Source organism: Stenotrophomonas maltophilia (genome assembly GCF_006970445.1).
GTDB lineage: Bacteria > Pseudomonadota > Gammaproteobacteria > Xanthomonadales > Xanthomonadaceae > Stenotrophomonas > Stenotrophomonas maltophilia_AU.
Genome location: NZ_CP033877.1, coordinates 4,383,100 through 4,398,746, shown reverse-complemented (window position 1 = coordinate 4,398,746; position 15,647 = coordinate 4,383,100). Strand labels below are relative to the sequence as shown.

The 15,647-nt window shown below is 69.5% G+C and carries 14 protein-coding genes; all 14 read left to right on the top strand.

Annotation, left to right across the window (positions count from 1 at the left end; all coding sequences use genetic code 11):
• The 14 genes from EGM71_RS20155 to EGM71_RS20090 all read left to right on the top strand — a co-directional run bounded on the left by EGM71_RS20155 (window position 1) and on the right by EGM71_RS20090 (window position 15,573).
• Entirely contained in the window at window positions 1-942 is a 942-nt protein-coding gene (locus tag EGM71_RS20155) for an acyltransferase (protein ID WP_188486713.1), read from the top strand.
• Window positions 932-2,482 carry an HAL/PAL/TAL family ammonia-lyase gene (locus EGM71_RS20150; RefSeq protein WP_188486711.1) on the top strand — a complete coding sequence of 517 codons (1,551 nt, stop codon included), beginning with the start codon at window positions 932-934 and terminating at the stop codon, window positions 2,480-2,482. The genes EGM71_RS20155 and EGM71_RS20150 overlap by 11 nt, the downstream gene beginning before the upstream one ends.
• Window positions 2,469-2,900, top strand: coding sequence for an acyl-CoA thioesterase (locus EGM71_RS20145; protein WP_014038931.1), 432 nt, complete (start codon window positions 2,469-2,471; stop codon window positions 2,898-2,900). The genes EGM71_RS20150 and EGM71_RS20145 overlap by 14 nt, the downstream gene beginning before the upstream one ends.
• Before the next feature lie 2 nt (window positions 2,901-2,902).
• Window positions 2,903-3,526, top strand: a complete 624-nt coding sequence (locus EGM71_RS20140; RefSeq protein ID WP_188489925.1) for a LolA family protein — start codon at window positions 2,903-2,905, stop codon at window positions 3,524-3,526.
• Window positions 3,519-5,873: an MMPL family transporter gene (locus EGM71_RS20135; protein ID WP_188486709.1), complete on the top strand. Its 2,355-nt coding sequence runs from the start codon at window positions 3,519-3,521 to the stop codon at window positions 5,871-5,873. The genes EGM71_RS20140 and EGM71_RS20135 overlap by 8 nt, the downstream gene beginning before the upstream one ends.
• A gap of 53 nt (window positions 5,874-5,926) precedes the next feature.
• Window positions 5,927-7,177: an NAD(P)/FAD-dependent oxidoreductase gene (locus EGM71_RS20130; RefSeq protein ID WP_188486707.1), complete on the top strand. Its 1,251-nt coding sequence runs from the start codon at window positions 5,927-5,929 to the stop codon at window positions 7,175-7,177.
• Complete coding sequence (locus EGM71_RS20125; RefSeq protein ID WP_188486706.1) at window positions 7,165-7,722, top strand: DUF3261 domain-containing protein; 558 nt, start codon at window positions 7,165-7,167, stop codon at window positions 7,720-7,722. Before EGM71_RS20130 ends, EGM71_RS20125 begins: the two co-directional genes overlap by 13 nt.
• Window positions 7,719-8,903: a beta-ketoacyl-ACP synthase gene (locus EGM71_RS20120; RefSeq protein WP_188486704.1), complete on the top strand. Its 1,185-nt coding sequence runs from the start codon at window positions 7,719-7,721 to the stop codon at window positions 8,901-8,903. The genes EGM71_RS20125 and EGM71_RS20120 overlap by 4 nt, the downstream gene beginning before the upstream one ends.
• The gene (locus EGM71_RS20115; RefSeq protein WP_188486702.1) at window positions 8,900-9,355 is read left to right on the top strand and encodes a hotdog family protein; all 456 of its coding nucleotides are present in this window, start codon (window positions 8,900-8,902) and stop codon (window positions 9,353-9,355) included. Before EGM71_RS20120 ends, EGM71_RS20115 begins: the two co-directional genes overlap by 4 nt.
• Entirely contained in the window at window positions 9,352-10,083 is a 732-nt protein-coding gene (locus EGM71_RS20110; RefSeq protein ID WP_188486700.1) for a 3-ketoacyl-ACP reductase FabG2, read from the top strand. Before EGM71_RS20115 ends, EGM71_RS20110 begins: the two co-directional genes overlap by 4 nt.
• On the top strand, window positions 10,083-11,321 hold the full coding sequence (locus tag EGM71_RS20105; RefSeq protein ID WP_014038923.1) for a beta-ketoacyl-ACP synthase: 1,239 nt from the start codon (window positions 10,083-10,085) through the stop codon (window positions 11,319-11,321). The genes EGM71_RS20110 and EGM71_RS20105 overlap by 1 nt, the downstream gene beginning before the upstream one ends.
• Window positions 11,322-11,380: 59 nt before the next feature.
• Window positions 11,381-11,821: an excinuclease ATPase subunit gene (locus EGM71_RS20100; protein ID WP_100441874.1), complete on the top strand. Its 441-nt coding sequence runs from the start codon at window positions 11,381-11,383 to the stop codon at window positions 11,819-11,821.
• A gap of 160 nt (window positions 11,822-11,981) precedes the next feature.
• Window positions 11,982-12,242, top strand: a complete 261-nt coding sequence (locus tag EGM71_RS20095) for a YcgL domain-containing protein (protein WP_014648833.1) — start codon at window positions 11,982-11,984, stop codon at window positions 12,240-12,242.
• Window positions 12,235-15,573: an ankyrin repeat domain-containing protein gene (locus tag EGM71_RS20090; protein WP_188486698.1), complete on the top strand. Its 3,339-nt coding sequence runs from the start codon at window positions 12,235-12,237 to the stop codon at window positions 15,571-15,573. The genes EGM71_RS20095 and EGM71_RS20090 overlap by 8 nt, the downstream gene beginning before the upstream one ends.
• Window positions 15,574-15,647: the final 74 nt, after the last annotated feature.

The following is a 15,647-nucleotide window of genomic DNA, read 5'->3' as shown; positions in this document are numbered from 1 at the left end:
ATGGCGGCCGCGCAGGGTGCCCCGCACTGGGCCGACATCGGCGAATCGACGTCGGTGGCCGGCGTGCTGTTCCTGTGCTGGGTGCACCGCTGGTTCGGGCGCTGGCCGTTCCGCCTGTGCGTGTGGCCGGTGGTGGCCTGCCATTGGCTGGGCAACCGCGTCGGCCGTCAGGCTTCGATGCAGTACCTGCAGCGGCTGCAGACATACAGCGGCGTGCTCGGCCGCACGCCGACACGGCGTGACAGCCTGCGCCACTTCTTCGCCTTCGCCGATACGATGCTGGACAAGATCCTCGGCCTGGGCGGGCGCTATCCGGCCGAACGCATCCACCTGCATCGCGACCTGGTGCTGGAGAAGATCGCGCGCCGCGAAGGCGGGCTGATCCTCACCGCGCACATCGGCTGCCTGGAACTGTGCCAGGTGCTGGCCGAGCAAGTGCCGGGGTTCCGCATCACCGTGCTGGTGCATACCGCGCACGCGCAGCGTTTCAATCGCCTGCTGCAGCGGCTGGACCCGCTGGCGGCGGTGGAACTGGTGCAGGTGACCGAAATGGGGCCGGCCACGGCGGTGATGCTGTCCGAGCGCGTGGCGGCGGGTGGCTTCGTCGCCATCGTCGGCGACCGTACGCCGGTGCAGGGCGGCCGCAGCGTCACCGCCGATTTCCTTGGCCACCGCGCCCCGTTCCCGATCGGCGCCTATGTGCTCGCCGCCGCTCTGGGTTGCCCGGTCTACACCATGGCCTGCCTGCACCAGGGCGAAGGCTATCGCGTGGCGTTTGAACAGTTCGCCGAACGCATCGTGCTGCCGCGTGGTTCGCGCGACGCCGCACTGGCAGAACAGGCACAGCGCTTCGCGCGCTGGCTGGAACTCCAGGTCATCCAGTCCCCGTTGGACTGGTTCAATTTCTTCCCCTTCTGGGATCAGGCTCCGCATGACGACTGACGCCGTACCCGTGTGCCGCTTTGGCGATGCACCGTTGACCATCGAAGACGTGGTTGCCCTGGCCCAGCGCCAGTGCGAGGCCGCGCTGAGCGACGCGCCGGCGTTCCGCGCGCACATCCAGCGTGGTGCCGACTTCCTCGACCGCCTGCTGCGCGAGGATGGCGTGATCTACGGTGTGACCACCGGCTATGGCGATTCGTGCACGGTGAACATCCCGCCGGCACTGGTGGCTGAACTGCCGCACCACCTGTACACCTACCATGGCTGCGGCCTGGGCCGTTACCTGGACCCGGTCGAGACCCGTGCGGTGCTGGCCGCGCGCCTGGCCTCGCTGGTGCGCGGCATGTCCGGTGTCAGCGTGCCGCTGCTGGAGGGCCTGGCCACGCTGCTGCAGCACGACGTGCTGCCGATGATTCCGGCCGAAGGCTCGGTCGGTGCCAGCGGTGACCTGACGCCGCTGTCCTACGTGGCGGCGGTGCTGTGCGGCGAGCGCGAGGTGCTGCACGACGGCCGCGTGCAGCCTGCGGCCGAGGTGCTGGCGAAGATCGGCATGACCCCGCTGAAGCTGCGGCCGAAGGAAGGCCTGGCGATCATGAACGGTACCGCGGTGATGACCGGCCTGGCCTGCCTGGCCTGGCAGCGCGCCGACTACCTGGCACGCATGGCCACGCGCCTGACTGCGTTCAACGTGCTGGCCAGCGATGGCAACGCGCACCACTTCGATGAAACCCTGTTCGCGGCCAAGCCGCACCCGGGCCAGGGCCGCATCGCCGCGCGCCTGCGCAGAGACCTGCACAGCGAGCGTCCGCCGCGCAATGAACAGCGCCTGCAGGACCGCTATTCGCTGCGCTGCGCGCCGCACGTGATCGGCGTGCTGGAGGACAGCCTGCCGTTCCTGCGCCAGCTGATCGAAACCGAACTGAACAGTGCCAACGACAATCCGCTGATCGATGCCGACGGCGAGCGCATCCTGCATGGCGGCCACTTCTACGGCGGCCACATCGCGCTGGCGATGGACACCCTGAAGAACACCGTGGCCAACGTTGCCGACCTGCTCGACCGGCAGCTGGCGCTGGTGGTCGATGCCCGTTACAACCATGGCCTGCCGGCCAACCTGTCGGCGGCCACCGGCCCGCGCGCGGCCATCAACCATGGCCTGAAGGCGCTGCAGATCAGCGTGTCGGCCTGGACTGCCGAAGCGCTGAAGCAGACCATGCCGGCCAGCGTGTTTTCGCGCTCCACCGAGTGCCACAACCAGGACAAGGTCAGCATGGGCACCATCGCCGCGCGCGACTGCCTGCGCGTGATCGAGCTGACTGAACAGGTGGTGGCCGCGATGCTGATCGCCGCCCGCCAGGGCCTGGCCCTGCGCGAACGGGTTGGCCTGAACGCGCAGCTGCATGGCAGTCTGGCCGACATGTACGCCGACCTGGGGCAGCGCATCGCCCTGGTTGAAGAAGACCGCGCGCTGGATCGCGAACTGCGGGAACTGCTGGTGGAGATCCGCGCGCAACGTTGGGAGCTGTATGCCGGTGAATGAGGCCATCGAACGGGTCGGCGAGATTGCGCTGACCCCCGCCTTCCATGACTGCGATCCGATGAACGTGGTCTGGCATGGCAACTATTTCAAGTACTTCGAGATCGCGCGCTGCGCGCTGCTCGGGCGCTACGACTACGACTACCCGCAGATGCTCGAATCGGGCTACCTGTGGCCGGTGGTCGATGCCCGGGTGAAGTACGTGCGCCCGCTGCTGTTCAACCAGGCGCTGCGCGTGATCGCGCGCATCGTGGAATGGGAGAACCGGCTGAAGATCGAGTACGAAATCGTCGATGCGCAGAGTGGCCAGGTGCTGACCCGCGCGATGACCATCCAGGTCGCGGTGGACGCGGCCAGCAAGGAAATGCTGTACCAGTGCCCGCCGGTACTGTGGGAACGCCTGGGAGTGCCTGCGCCGTGACCATGCTTGCCCGTCTTCCCAGCGTGCTGCTGTGCGCGCTGATGCTCGTTGCCGCACCGCGCGTGCAGGCCGCCGACCCCGCCATCGATGCGATCACCCAGGCGGTGGCGCGGCCAGATGTACTGCGTGGCCAGTTCAGCCAGGAAAAGCAGGTCAGCGGCTTCAAGAACCCGCTGCGCTCGCAGGGCCAGTTCGTGGTCGCGCGCCAGCACGGCGTGATCTGGACCACGCTCAAGCCGTTCCCTTCCGAAGTGGTGGTCACCGCCGACCGCATCCTCAGCCGCCAGCGCGATGGCAGCACCCGTGTCGAGCTCGATGCACGGCAGCAGCCGGCGATGCGTTCGGTCAACGCGATCATGTTCGCACTGATGAGCGGCGACGTGCAGGCGCTGTCCAGCCAGTTCAACGTGGCGGCCAGCCGTGAAGGGCAGGGCTGGCGACTGCGCCTGACGCCGAAGTCGGCGATGCTGGCCAAGGCGTTCCAGTCGCTGACCCTGCAGGGTGACCGCTACGTGCGCCAGGTCGAGATCGTCGAGGCCAACAAGGACCGCACGCAGATCCAGTTCAGCGAATTGAGCGAGGCACCGGCCACGCTCAACGCCGACGAGGCCCGCCGCTTTGAGTGAGGTCGTGGCATCGAACGCACCGGACCGGTTGCGGCGCTGGTGGCACTGGCTGGGCATCGCCTGGCTGCTGGTGCTGCTGGTGATGGGCGCGCAGCAGTGGCGCCTGTGGAGCCAGGAGTCGCGGATCGACACCGATATCCTCGCCCTGCTGCCGCAGGATGCGCATGACCGCCTGTTGAGTGATGTCACCCGGCGCATCGCCGACGGCAGCTCGCGCCAGGTGGTGGTGCTGCTGGGGAGCAAGGACGGCGCCGCCGCCAAGCGCGCGCAGGCAGCCTTCGCTGCGGCCATGGCCCAGGACGCCGACCATGCATTGCTGGTGCCCAGTGGTTCGATCGAAGGCTGGTTCGACGAGGCGCGCGCGTTCTACGCGCCGTACCGCGACCGCCTGCTGACACCGGCCCAGCGCGAGCAGCTGCAGGGCAGCGAACCGGCCGCGTTGGCCGAGCAGGCGTTGGCCGCGCTGTACGGCCCGATGGGCGCCCCGCGCCTGACCGACTGGCGGCAAGATCCGCTGTCGCTGTGGCCGCAATGGTGGCAGCAGCAGGCGCAGGGGTCGGGGTTGCGGCTGGGCGATGACGGCCTGCTTGAAGCCGAGGGCAAGCATTGGGCGGCGCTGCAGTTCGATACGCCGGGTTCGGCGTTCCAGCTTGATGGTGAGCGCCATCTCGATGGCCTGCTGGAACGTGCCGGGCAGGCTGCCAAGGCGGCAGCGCCGGAGCTGGAAATCCTGCATGCCGGCGTGCCGCTGCACGCCGAGGCGGCCGCGGTGCAGGCCAACCAGGAGATCAATACGATCGGCTGGGGCTCGCTGGCCGCGGTGCTGCTGCTGGTGTGGCTGGCGTTCCGTTCGCTGCGGCCGATCCTGCTGGTCGCCGCGTCGTTGCTGATCGGCTGTGGCGTGGCGCTGGCGGTGACCGTGCTGGTGTTCGGCAAGGTGCACGTGCTGACCCTGGTGTTCGGTGCGTCGCTGGTGGGCGTGGCCGAGGATTACGGCATCCACTGGTTCGCTTCGCGCCAGGCCGAGCCGGCCGATCGCCGCTGGAAGCTGCTGCGGCACCTGCTGCCGGGCCTGTGGCTGGCCCTGCTGACCAGCGCGCTGGCTTATCTGGCGCTGGGCCTGGCCCCGTTCCCGGGCCTGCGCCAGATGGCACTTTTCTCGGTGGTCGGCCTGGCCGCTGCTTTCCTCACGGTGATCTTCTGGTTCCCGTGGCTGGATGGCGGTGAGATCCGCCAGACCCGTTTCTCGCAGTGGCTGGGCAACACCCTGGAACGCTTCCCGCGCCTGCATGGCCGTCGCCCGGTGACGGTGTTCGTGCTGATTGCCCTGGCGTTCTCCGCCATCGGCATCACCCGCCTGCACAGCAACGACGACCTGCGCAGCCTGCAGTCCTCGCCGCCGGCGTTGATGGCGCAGCAGATCCGCCTGAGCCAGCTGCTGGGCATGCCCAGCCCGGCGCAGTTCTACCTGGTGCAGGGCAGTGACGCTGCCCAGCTGTTGCAACGCGAAGAAGCGCTGACCGAACGCCTGCGTGCGCTCGCCCACGACCAGCGGATTGGTGGCTACCGCGCGATCAGCGACTGGCTGCCGTCGCCGGCACGCCAGCAGGCCGATGCCGCGCTGACCGCGAAGGTGGAACCGGGTGTGCTGGATGCGGTATCCGATGCAGTCGGCGAACCGCTGCCGCGCCCCGATTTCGCCGCTACCCCGCTGACCGCCGAGGCGTTCCTGGCCTCGCCGGCGTCGCAGCCGTTCCGCCACCTGTGGGTGGGTGAGGTCGGCGGGCAGATGATCAGCGTGGTGATGGTCGATGACCTGTCGCGCGCCGATGCGCTGACCACCCTGCGTGGGGCGGCCGAGGGCCTGCCCGGTGTGCGCTGGGTGGACCGTACCGCCGACTTCTCGCAGCTGCTGGGCCACTACCGCAAGCTGATGGGCGGGCTGCTGCTGGTCGGCATCGTGCTGGTATTCGGCGCGCTGTGGCTGCGCTACCGCCGCCAGGCCTGGCGCGTGTTCGCACCGACCCTGATTGCCGGTGCATTGACCCTCGGCCTGCTGGGCCTGTTCGGCCAGCCGCTGCAGCTGTTCAACGTGCTGGCCCTGATGCTGCTGCTGGGCATGGGCATCGACTACGGCATCTTCCTGATCGAGCACCGCGGCGATGCCAGTGCCTGGCTGGCGGTGTGCGTGGGCGCGGCCAGCACCTGGCTGTCGTTCGGCCTGCTGGGCCTGTCCCAGACCCCGGCGCTGCGCGCGTTCGGCCTGACCCTGCTGTTCGGCATCGGCCTGGTCTGGCTGATCTCGCCGCTGTTCCGGCCGCCGCCGCACGATCTGCCGCCGGCCTGAGCCTGTTCTCCGACTTCCTTCTTTCCACTTGATCGAGCAACAAGGACGCACCGATGAATACTGCTGTGGATGCTGTCGAACGTACTGAAATCCTGATCATCGGCGCCGGCCCGGCCGGTTCCGTGGCTGCGGCGATGCTGCGCCAGCAGGGTCGCCAGGTGCTGATGCTGGAGCGCCAGCAGTTCCCGCGCTTCTCCATCGGTGAAAGCCTGCTGCCGCAGAGCATGGAGTACATCGAGGCCGCCGGCCTGCTGCAGGACGTGGTCGAAGCCGGCTTCCAGCACAAGAACGGCGCCGCCTTCGTGCATGGCGAGGCACGCACCGCGTTCGACTTCAGGAAGAAGTTCTCGCCGGGTTGGGGCACCACCTACCAGGTGCAGCGCGCCGACTTCGACAACGTGCTGGCACGCGGCGCCGAGCGCATGGGCACCACGCTGCGCTTCGGTGATGAAGTGCTGTCGGTCGAAGCGGGCGAGCAGCCGGCGGTGACCGTGCGGCGCCCGGACGGCAGCGAGTACCGCATCGAGGCCGATTTCATCCTCGACGCTTCGGGCTTCGCGCGCCTGCTGCCGCGCCTGCTGCAGCTGGAAACGCCGTCCAACTTCCCGGTGCGCGGCGCGATCTTCTGCCACGTGCGCGACAACATTCCGGCCGAAGCGGACTTCGATCGCAACAAGATCCTGATCACCACCCACCCCGAACACATCGACGTCTGGTATTGGACGATCCCGTTCTCCAACGGCTGCTGCTCGCTGGGCGTGGTCGCCGAGCCGTCGTTCTTCGAGTGCTACGAGGGCGACGACCTGCAGAAGCTGCAGGCCATCGTCGGCGAGGACCCCAACCTGACCCGCCTGCTGGTCAACGCCGAATGGGCGGTGCTGCCGGTGCGACGCATCACCGGTTACTCGGCCAACGTCAGTTCGCTGTGGGGCCCGGGCTACGCGCTGTTGGGCAATGCCGGCGAGTTCCTCGACCCGGTGTTCTCCTCCGGCGTCACCATCGCCTTCAAGTCCGCGCAGCTGGCGAGCGAGTGCCTGGCGCGCCGCTATGCCGGTGAAACCGTCGACTGGGAAGCCGAGTTCTCGATCCCGCTGCGCGCCGGCGTGAAGACTTTCCGCCGCTTCGTCGAAAGCTGGTATGAGGGCGGCTTCCAGAAGATCATCTACCACCCGCAGCAGCAGCCCGAAGTGCGCGACATGATCAGTTCCATCCTGGCCGGCTACGCCTGGGACACCAACAACCCGTATGTGGCCGACGACAGTGGCCGCCGCATGCGCGTGCTGGAGCAGCTGTGCAGCGCGTGATCGCCCGTACCGCAGCACTGATGCTGTGCCTGCTGCTGGCCGCCTGCGCCGGTCGCATGCCGAAGCCGCAGGTGGAACTGCCGCCGCTGCGCCTGTCGCCGGCCAGCCTGCCGGCGCCATTGGCGCTGCAGCAGCAGCTGCATTTCCGCTTCGGCACGCATGAGCGCGACCTCGACGCTCTGCTGGAAGCCGACGCGCAGCAGGTGCAGCTGGCGGTGCAGGCGATGGGCCAGACCGGCGTGCGCCTGCAATGGGACGGCCAGCAGCTGACCCAGCAGCGCGCGCCATGGCTGCCGCCGCAGGTGCGCGCCGAGCGCGTGCTGGATGACCTGCAGTTCGCGCTGTGGCCGACCGCGGCCATTGCCGCTGCGCTGCCGGCCGGCTGGCAGGTCAGTGATGATGGCCATCAGCGCAGCCTGTCGCGCGATGGCACGGTGTGGCTGCAGCTGCAGCGTCTGGACGATGGCAGCGTGCAGCTGGACAACCGCGCCGAAGGCTATGCGCTGCGCATCGAATCGATCGACATGGCCGGGCCGGACCGATGAGCGCACCGATCTACCTGAACGACCTGGGTGTGGTCTGTGCGCTCGGCGATGGCCGCGCCGCGGTGACGTCGGCACTGTTCGCCGACGCGCCGGGCGGGCTCAGCGACAACGACAGCCTGTTGCCGGGGCGCACCCTGGCGCTGGGAGAAGTACGCACGCCGCTGCCGACCCTGGATGACCTGCCGGTGGCCCTGCGCGGGCGCAACAACGCTCTGCTGGACGTGGCACTGGCACAGATCGCACCGGCAGTGGCCGCGGCGATCGCCCGCCATGGCGCCGAGCGCGTGGCGGTGGTGCTGGGCACCAGCACCTCGGGCATCGGTGAATCCGAGCATGCACTGCGCAGCCACGCCGAACAGGGGCAGTGGCCGCAGGGCTTCGATTACGCCCAGCAGGAAATGGGCACCGCCGCGCAGTTCGTGCGCCAGCGCAGTGGTGCACAGGGGCCGGCATGGACCCTGTCCACCGCCTGCTCGTCCAGTGCCAAGGCGCTGATGTCGGCCGCGCGCATGCTGCGCGCCGGCATCGTCGATGCGGTGATCGCCGGTGGCGCCGATTCGTTGTGCCGCTTCACCGTGGCCGGCTTCAGCGCGCTGGAATCGGTCTCGGCACTGCGCTGCAATCCGTTCTCGCAGCATCGTGCCGGCATCAACATCGGCGAGGGTGCCGCGCTGTTCCTGCTCACCCGCGAACCTGGGCCGGTGTGTCTGGCCGGGTGGGGCGAGTCGGCCGACGCGCACCACATGTCCGCCCCCGACCCGCAGGGGCTGGGGGCCATCGACGCCCTGCAGCAGGCGCTGCTGCGTGCCGGCTGGGCCGCCGACGAAGTGGACTACGTGAACCTGCATGGCACCGCGACCGGTCACAACGATGCGATGGAGAGCCTGGCGGTGTCGCAGGTGCTGGGCAACCAGGTGCCGGCCAGTTCGACCAAGCCCTTGACCGGCCATACGCTGGGCGCCTCGGGTGCGATCGAGGCGGCGCTGTGCTGGATCCTGCTGGCCGAGAACCCGCAGCAGCAGTTGCCGCCGCACTGGTGGGACGGTGTGGCCGACCCCGCACTGCCGGTGCTGCCGCTGGTCGCGCCGGCCACCCGCCTGGCGCAGCCGCCGCGGCGGGTGCTGAGCAATTCGTTCGCCTTCGGCGGCAGCAATGCCGTGCTGGCGCTGGAGCGTCGATGAACACGCTGTACGCGATCGAAGACGTGGTGCCGCATCGCCAGGACATGTGCCTGCTGGAGTGCATCACACAGTGGGACCAGGACGCCATCGAGGCCGAACTGGTGGTGCCCGAGGCCGGCCTGTTCGTCGAGGATGGCCAGGTGCCGGCATGGGTCGGCATCGAATACATGGCACAGGCCATCGCGGCCTGGGCCGGTTGCCGCGCGCGCGCCGCCGGCAGGCCGCCGCAGCTGGGCTTCCTGCTCGGCAGCCGCCGCTACAGCTGCCTGCGCAGCAGCTTCCCCAGCGGTTCGCGGCTGCGCGTACAGGCGCGCTGCGAGTTGTTGGGTGACAATGGATTGGGGATGTTCGCCTGCCGCATCCTGGCAGGCGAGGAAGAATGGGCGACAGCCAACGTGTCGGTGTTCGAACCGGCCGACGCGATGGCCTATCTGGAGAGTGGACAGGCATGACAGGGAATCGAAGCGTGCTGGTGACCGGCGCCAGCCGGGGCATCGGCCGGGCCATTGCGCTGCGCATCGCGCGTGACGGCTTCGACGTGGTGGTGCATTGCCGCAGCCGCGTGGAAGAGGCGCAGGCCGTGATGGCCGAGATCCAGGCACTGGGCCAGCAGGCCCGCGTGCTGGCGTTCGACGTGGCCGACCGCGAGGCCGCACGGGCCGCGCTGGAGGCCGATGTCGAAGCGCATGGCGCGTACTACGGCGTGGTCTGCAATGCCGGCATCGCCCGCGATGGCGCCTTCCCGGCGCTGTCGGCGGACGATTGGGACCAGGTCATCCACACCAACCTGGATGGCTTCTACAACGTGCTGCATCCGCTGATCATGCCGATGGTGCGTCGGCGCAAGCCGGGCCGCATCGTCACCCTGTCGTCGGTGTCCGGGCTGGCCGGCAACCGCGGGCAGGTCAACTACAGTGCCGCCAAGGCCGGCATCATCGGTGCCACCAAGGCCCTGGCGCTGGAATTGGCCAGCCGCCAGATCACCGTCAACTGCGTGGCCCCGGGCCTGATCGAGACCGAAATGCTCAACGACGAAGTGGTTGAACACGCGCTCAAGCTGATTCCCGCCGGCCGCGTCGGCCGTCCCGACGAAGTGGCGGCCACGGTGGCGTTCCTGCTGTCCGAACCGGCCGGCTACATCACCCGCCAGGTGATCTCGGTGAACGGGGGCATGCTCTGATGGCCGCCGATCGTCGCGTGGTGGTCACCGGTGCCGCCGCCATCAGTCCGCTCGGCCACGACTGGCCGACCATCGAGGCACACCTGCGCAGCTGCCGCAACGCGGTGCGCGCGATGCCCGAGTGGGATGTCTATGCCGGGCTGAACACCAAGCTGGCCGCGCCGGCGCAGGACTTCGAGCTGCCGCCGAACTACAACCGCAAGACCACCCGCTCGATGGGCAAGGTCGCGATCATGTCGGTGCGCGCCACCGAAGTGGCGCTGCGCGAAGCTGGCCTGCACGAGCATCCGGTGCTGCGCAGTGGCCGTACCGGCGTGGCCTACGGGTCCTCGTCCGGCAGCCACGAGGCCACCGGCGAATTCGGGCGCATGCTCAACGAGTTCACCACCGAAGGCATCAGTGCGACCACCTACCTGAAGATGATGAGCCACACCGCGCCGGTCAACATCGGCGTGTTCTTCGGCCTGTCCGGGCGCGTCTACACCACCTCCAGCGCCTGCACGTCGGGCAGCCAGGGCGTGGGCGCGGCCTATGAGGCCATCCGCAGCGGCAAGCAGACGGTGATGGTGGCCGGCGGTGCCGAGCAGCTCGATGCCACCGCCGCGGCGGTGTTCGACACCCTGTTCGCCACCAGCGTGCGCAACGATGCGCCGCAGACCACCCCGCGCCCGTTCGACGCCGGCCGTGATGGCCTGGTGCTGGGCGAGGGCGCCTGCACGCTGATCCTGGAGGACCTGGAGCACGCGCAGGCGCGTGGCGCCACCATCCTGGCCGAGGTGGTCGGCTACGGCACCAACAGCGATGGCCAGCACGTCACCCAGCCCAGCGCCGACACCATGGCCCAGGCGATGCGCCTGGCGCTGGAGGATGCCGGCCTGGACGCGGCGCAGATCGACTACGTCAACGCCCACGGCACCGCTACCGACCACGGTGACATCGCCGAGACCCAGGCCACCGCGCAGGTGTTCGGCAACCGCGTGCCGATCAGCTCGCTGAAGAGCTACGTCGGCCACATGCTGGGTGCCTGTGGTGCGTTCGAGGCCTGGCTGAGCATCCAGATGATGCGCGCCGGCTGGTTCGCGCCGACCCTGAACCTGGCCGAGGTCGATCCGCGCTGCGGCCAGCTCGACTTCATCACCGGACAGGGCCGCGAACTGCAGGCCGAGTACGTGATGAGCAACAACTTCGCCTTCGGCGGCATCAACACCTCGCTGGTGTTCCGCCGCTGGAGCGAGTGATCCACCGCCCCACCGTACCGTTCCCGTTACTCCCGCACCCTCGACAAGGAGATGTTTCGATGCGCCGCACTCTCATGATCGCCACGGCTACCGCGCTGCTGGCCCTGACTTCCACCGCTTCCGCCCGTGATACCCGCGTCGAGCAGCCGCTGCAGGAGCTGGTCAACTCGCAGGCCGCCCGCGATGCCGGCATCGACGGCAGCGTGCGCTTCTACCTGGCCGGCCAGCCGGTCAGCGTGCAGCAGCGCCTGGGCGAAGACGTGACCAACAAGAAGACCAACGCTGCCAACAAGAGCGATGCCGAGGCCTGCCGCTGGGTCGCGCTGTCGGCGCTGCGCGCGCTGCAGGACGGCGCCAAGTCGCGCGGCGCCAACGCCGTGGTCGACATCGTCAGCTACTACAAGAAGAACGAGTTCAAGAGCAGCACCAATTACGAGTGCTACGCCGGCACCATCCTCGCCGGTGTCGCGCTGAAGGGCACCTACGCCAAGGTCAAGTAAGCGCCCGTGTGGCGGCGGCGTTGGCTGAACGTCGCCGCCACATTGCTGAACCCCGCAGGGGAAACGCCGCCGATCGCGCCGCCATCGTCGGCTGACGGCTTTCCCCGGTGTCGGCTTTCCGACACAATCATGGCTCTTCCCGGGTTATCGTCCCGCGGACATGCACGCCTACGTCTATAAAAGCCAACTCAAGCCGGACACCTACGTCTACGTTCCCCGACGCGATGATTTCAGCGCGCTGCCTGCGCCGCTGCTCACCTCGCTGGGTACGCTTGCCTTCGTCCTGGAGGTTGCCCTGGATGCCCAGCGCCGCCTGGCCCAGGCCGATCCCGAAAAGGTCCGCAGCGAAATGAGCGAACGCGGGTTCTACCTGCAGGTGCCGCCGTCGGTGGCCAGCCTGATGCCGCGACACTATGACTGACACCTCCCGACCGCGCGCCCTGTCGATCGCCTTCGCCGTGGGTGCCGTGCTGGCGCTGGGCGCCGCCGTGGGCGGGATCCCGGGTGCGATCCTTGCCGCGCTGGCACAGCCAGCGTTCGCGCTGGCGATATCGTGGTGGCGCCGCAGCCGCGCGCTGCTGCCGCTGAAGGTGGTCGCACGCCAGGACCTGCCGGCGCTGCTGGCATTGTGGGCGGCCGCGCCGCTGTTGCTGGCGCTGCTGCTGGCCTGGCCGCTCGCGGCGCTGCGTGACAGCGGCAGCCTGGCGGCGGTGCTTGGCCTGAGTGTTCTGGTCAGTGCCGGCCTGTTGGCGGCCTGGCGCACCTGGCCGTTGTGGAACGATGTCGAACGCCTTGATGGCAGCCTGGCCCAGCACTGGCAGGCCCTGGCCGGGCGCGACCTGACCGCCTGGCGTGGCCTCGGCGTGGCTGCGCTGGTGATCGCGCTGTCCGCGTTGGTGGTGCTGCCGGCCTGGCCCGGCCTGTTGCCGGAAAGTGCACGTTGGCCGGCCGCGCTGGCGGTCGTGCTGCTGTCGCCGCTGCTGCACCTGCTGCTGCAGCGGGTCGCGCCCGCGCCGCTGGTGTCGTTGCGGTCCAGCCCGTTGGCAGCGTCCAGCGGTGAACACGAACCGATGTTCCCGGCGGCGGCTGAAACCGTGCCGCTGGAGGCCATGGCGCCGCAGGAACTGACACCGGCGCTGTATGAAGCCGCCCGCCAGGGCCGCATCGACCGGGGCCTGCAGCTGCTGCAGGCCGGTGCCGATCCGTATGCGCTGCCGGACCCGAACTGGCGTGACCAACGCAGCCTGGCGGTGCTGGCCGCGGTGCTGCCGGACCTGCGCCTGCTGCGCGAACTGATTGCCCGCGGCGTCGATGTGAATGCGCCGCACCGGGGCATGACCCCTCTGCTGGCCGCGACCCGCGACAGCTGGCATGGCCGCCCCGAAGCGGTGATGACCCTGCTCGCCAACGGCGCCGATTCGCGCGCCACCGACAGTGATGGCAACACCCCGCTGCACCATGCCGCACGCAGTTCCGACCCGGGCGTGGCCGCGCTGCTGCGCGATGCCGCTGCCGAAGTCGATGCGCTGAACCGCGATGGCTGGTCGCCGCTGGCGGTGGCCTGCCAGGTCGGCAACTGGCGCCTGGCGCGCTTCCTGCTCGAACGCGGTGCACGCAGCGAACCGGCCGAAGGCACCCCGGTGCTGCTGGCCGCCGCCGCCACCGAGGACGACGATCCGGCCGGCGTGCAGCTGCTGCTCAAGCACAAGGCACGGGCCGACGCGCGTGATCGCCAGCGCCGCAGTGCGTTGCACGAGGCGGCCCTGGCCGGCCACGTAGAGATCATCGGCGTGCTGCTCGGCGCGGGCGCCAATCTGGAAGCGCGCGATGCGCTGGGGCGCACGCCATGGCTGGAAGCGGCCCGTGCCGGCCGTGCCGCCGTGGTCGAGCACCTGCTGCCGCACAAGCCGGACCTGGTCGCGGTGGACGGCGATGGCCGCAATGCGGTGCAGCTGGCGGCGATGGCCGAGGATGTATCGCCGCTGCTGATCAAGCGTCTGGTCGAGCTGGGCATCGCTGCCGATGCCGCCGATCCGGTCGGCCGGCGCGCGGTGGACTACGCTGCTGAAGCGGGCCGCTGGGCGATCGTCGCACTGCTGGATCCATCCTATCCGTTGCCGGCCGCCGTCAGCGATGGCCTGGCCGAGCGCGGCGAAGCCGCCAGCGCCAGCGGCCTGCTGCCGGACCGCCCGCCGCTGACCCTGCTGCGCGAAGCACTGGGCTTCGGCAACACCGAAGGCATGGCCGCGCTGGCCAGGTTGTGCCAGCCGGAAGAACTGGGCGGCCTGCTGCTCGATCCGGAACTGGCGCTGGAGCCGCGCGCGGTCGATTGGCTGCTGGTCCACGGCGCCGATCCCTACGTGCGCGATGCCTGCGCCGACACCCCGATGTTCGCGCTGCTGTCGCGTGGCATCGACGCGGTGCCTGCGTTGCAGGTGATGCTGCAGCGTGGCCTGTCGCCGGCTGGCCGGGGTGGCCTGGCGCGCTTCCTGGCAGCCTGCGCACAGCACGACCAGGCCGCCCGCGGCCTGGAACAGCTGGCACTGGAACTGCTGGAACGTGGCGCCGATCCGTTCGCTGCCTCCCCGGCGGGTGACCCGCCGTTGTCACTGGCGGTGCGCCTGGGCTGGCTGCGCCTGCAGCAGGCTTTGCTCAAGGCTGGCGTCGATCGCGAAGCGCGCGACAGCCATGGCATGACCGCACTGCACCTGGCCACCGCACTGGCCCGCGAAGGCGCGCTGAAGCTGCTGGTGCAGCACGGTGCCTCGCCGGAAGCACGTGCCGCCGACGGCCAGACGCCGCTGGGCGTGGCGCTGTCGATCGGTCGCCGCGATCTGGCCGACTGGCTGGACTGGCGGGTGTGGCCGTTGCCGCGCCGTACCCTGCGTGAGGCCGATCTGCCGGCTGCCGCGATGGCGGGTGATGTGGACGCCGTGCGCCGCCTGATCGATCTGGGATTTGCCGTCGACGCGGTCGATGCACAGGGCTGCACCGCGCTGCTGCGTGCGGCCGGTGGTGGCCACCTGGCCGTGACCGACCTGCTGCTGGCGCGCGGTGCGGATCCGCAGCACGCCGCTGCAAGCGGTGCGACGCCGCTGTCGGCGGCGGTCAGCATGCGCCAGGTGGACATCGTTTCGGCCCTGCTCGATGCCGGCGCCAAGCTGGAGCACCGCCTGCCGGGTGGGGTGACCGTGCTGATGCTGGCCTCGGCGCTGGGCCTGCCGGACATCGTCGCGCGCCTGCTCACTGCGGGTGCCGACGTGCATGCCGGTGACGCGCAGCAGCTGGGTCCGCTGCACTGTGCCGCGCTGTACGGCTTCAGCGCTCGCGACCGTTCGCGCCTGCTGGCCCTGCTCGACACCCTGCTGCTGGCCGGTGCCGAACCGGACCAGGCCGCCGCCGGTTCGGTCACGCCGCTGCTGCTGTTGCTGGGTGCGCGCGCCGAGCCGGGTACCGCCTGCGACGAGCAGGTGGTGATGGCGGCGGTGGAGCGCCTGCTGGATGAAGACGTCAGCCTGGACGTGCGTGATCCGCGCGGCTTCGGGCCGCTGCACCTGGCCGCGCTGCATGGCCTGCCGTTGCTGGTGCAGCGCCTGCTGCGTGCCGGTGCCGATCCGGAAGTGCGCGACAGCCTCAACCGCAGCCCGCGCGAGATCGCGGTGATGCGCGGCTTCATCGACGTGGCCGGCGAGTTCGAACCGCGCGTGCCGGGCGTTTCGTCGATGGCGCGGTTCCTGCGCGACAACGGCTGAGCGCCGGGGTCGGATCCCTTTCCCACGGAAAGTGCTCTGACCCCGGGATCGCGCCATCCACGCATGGCGTGGAT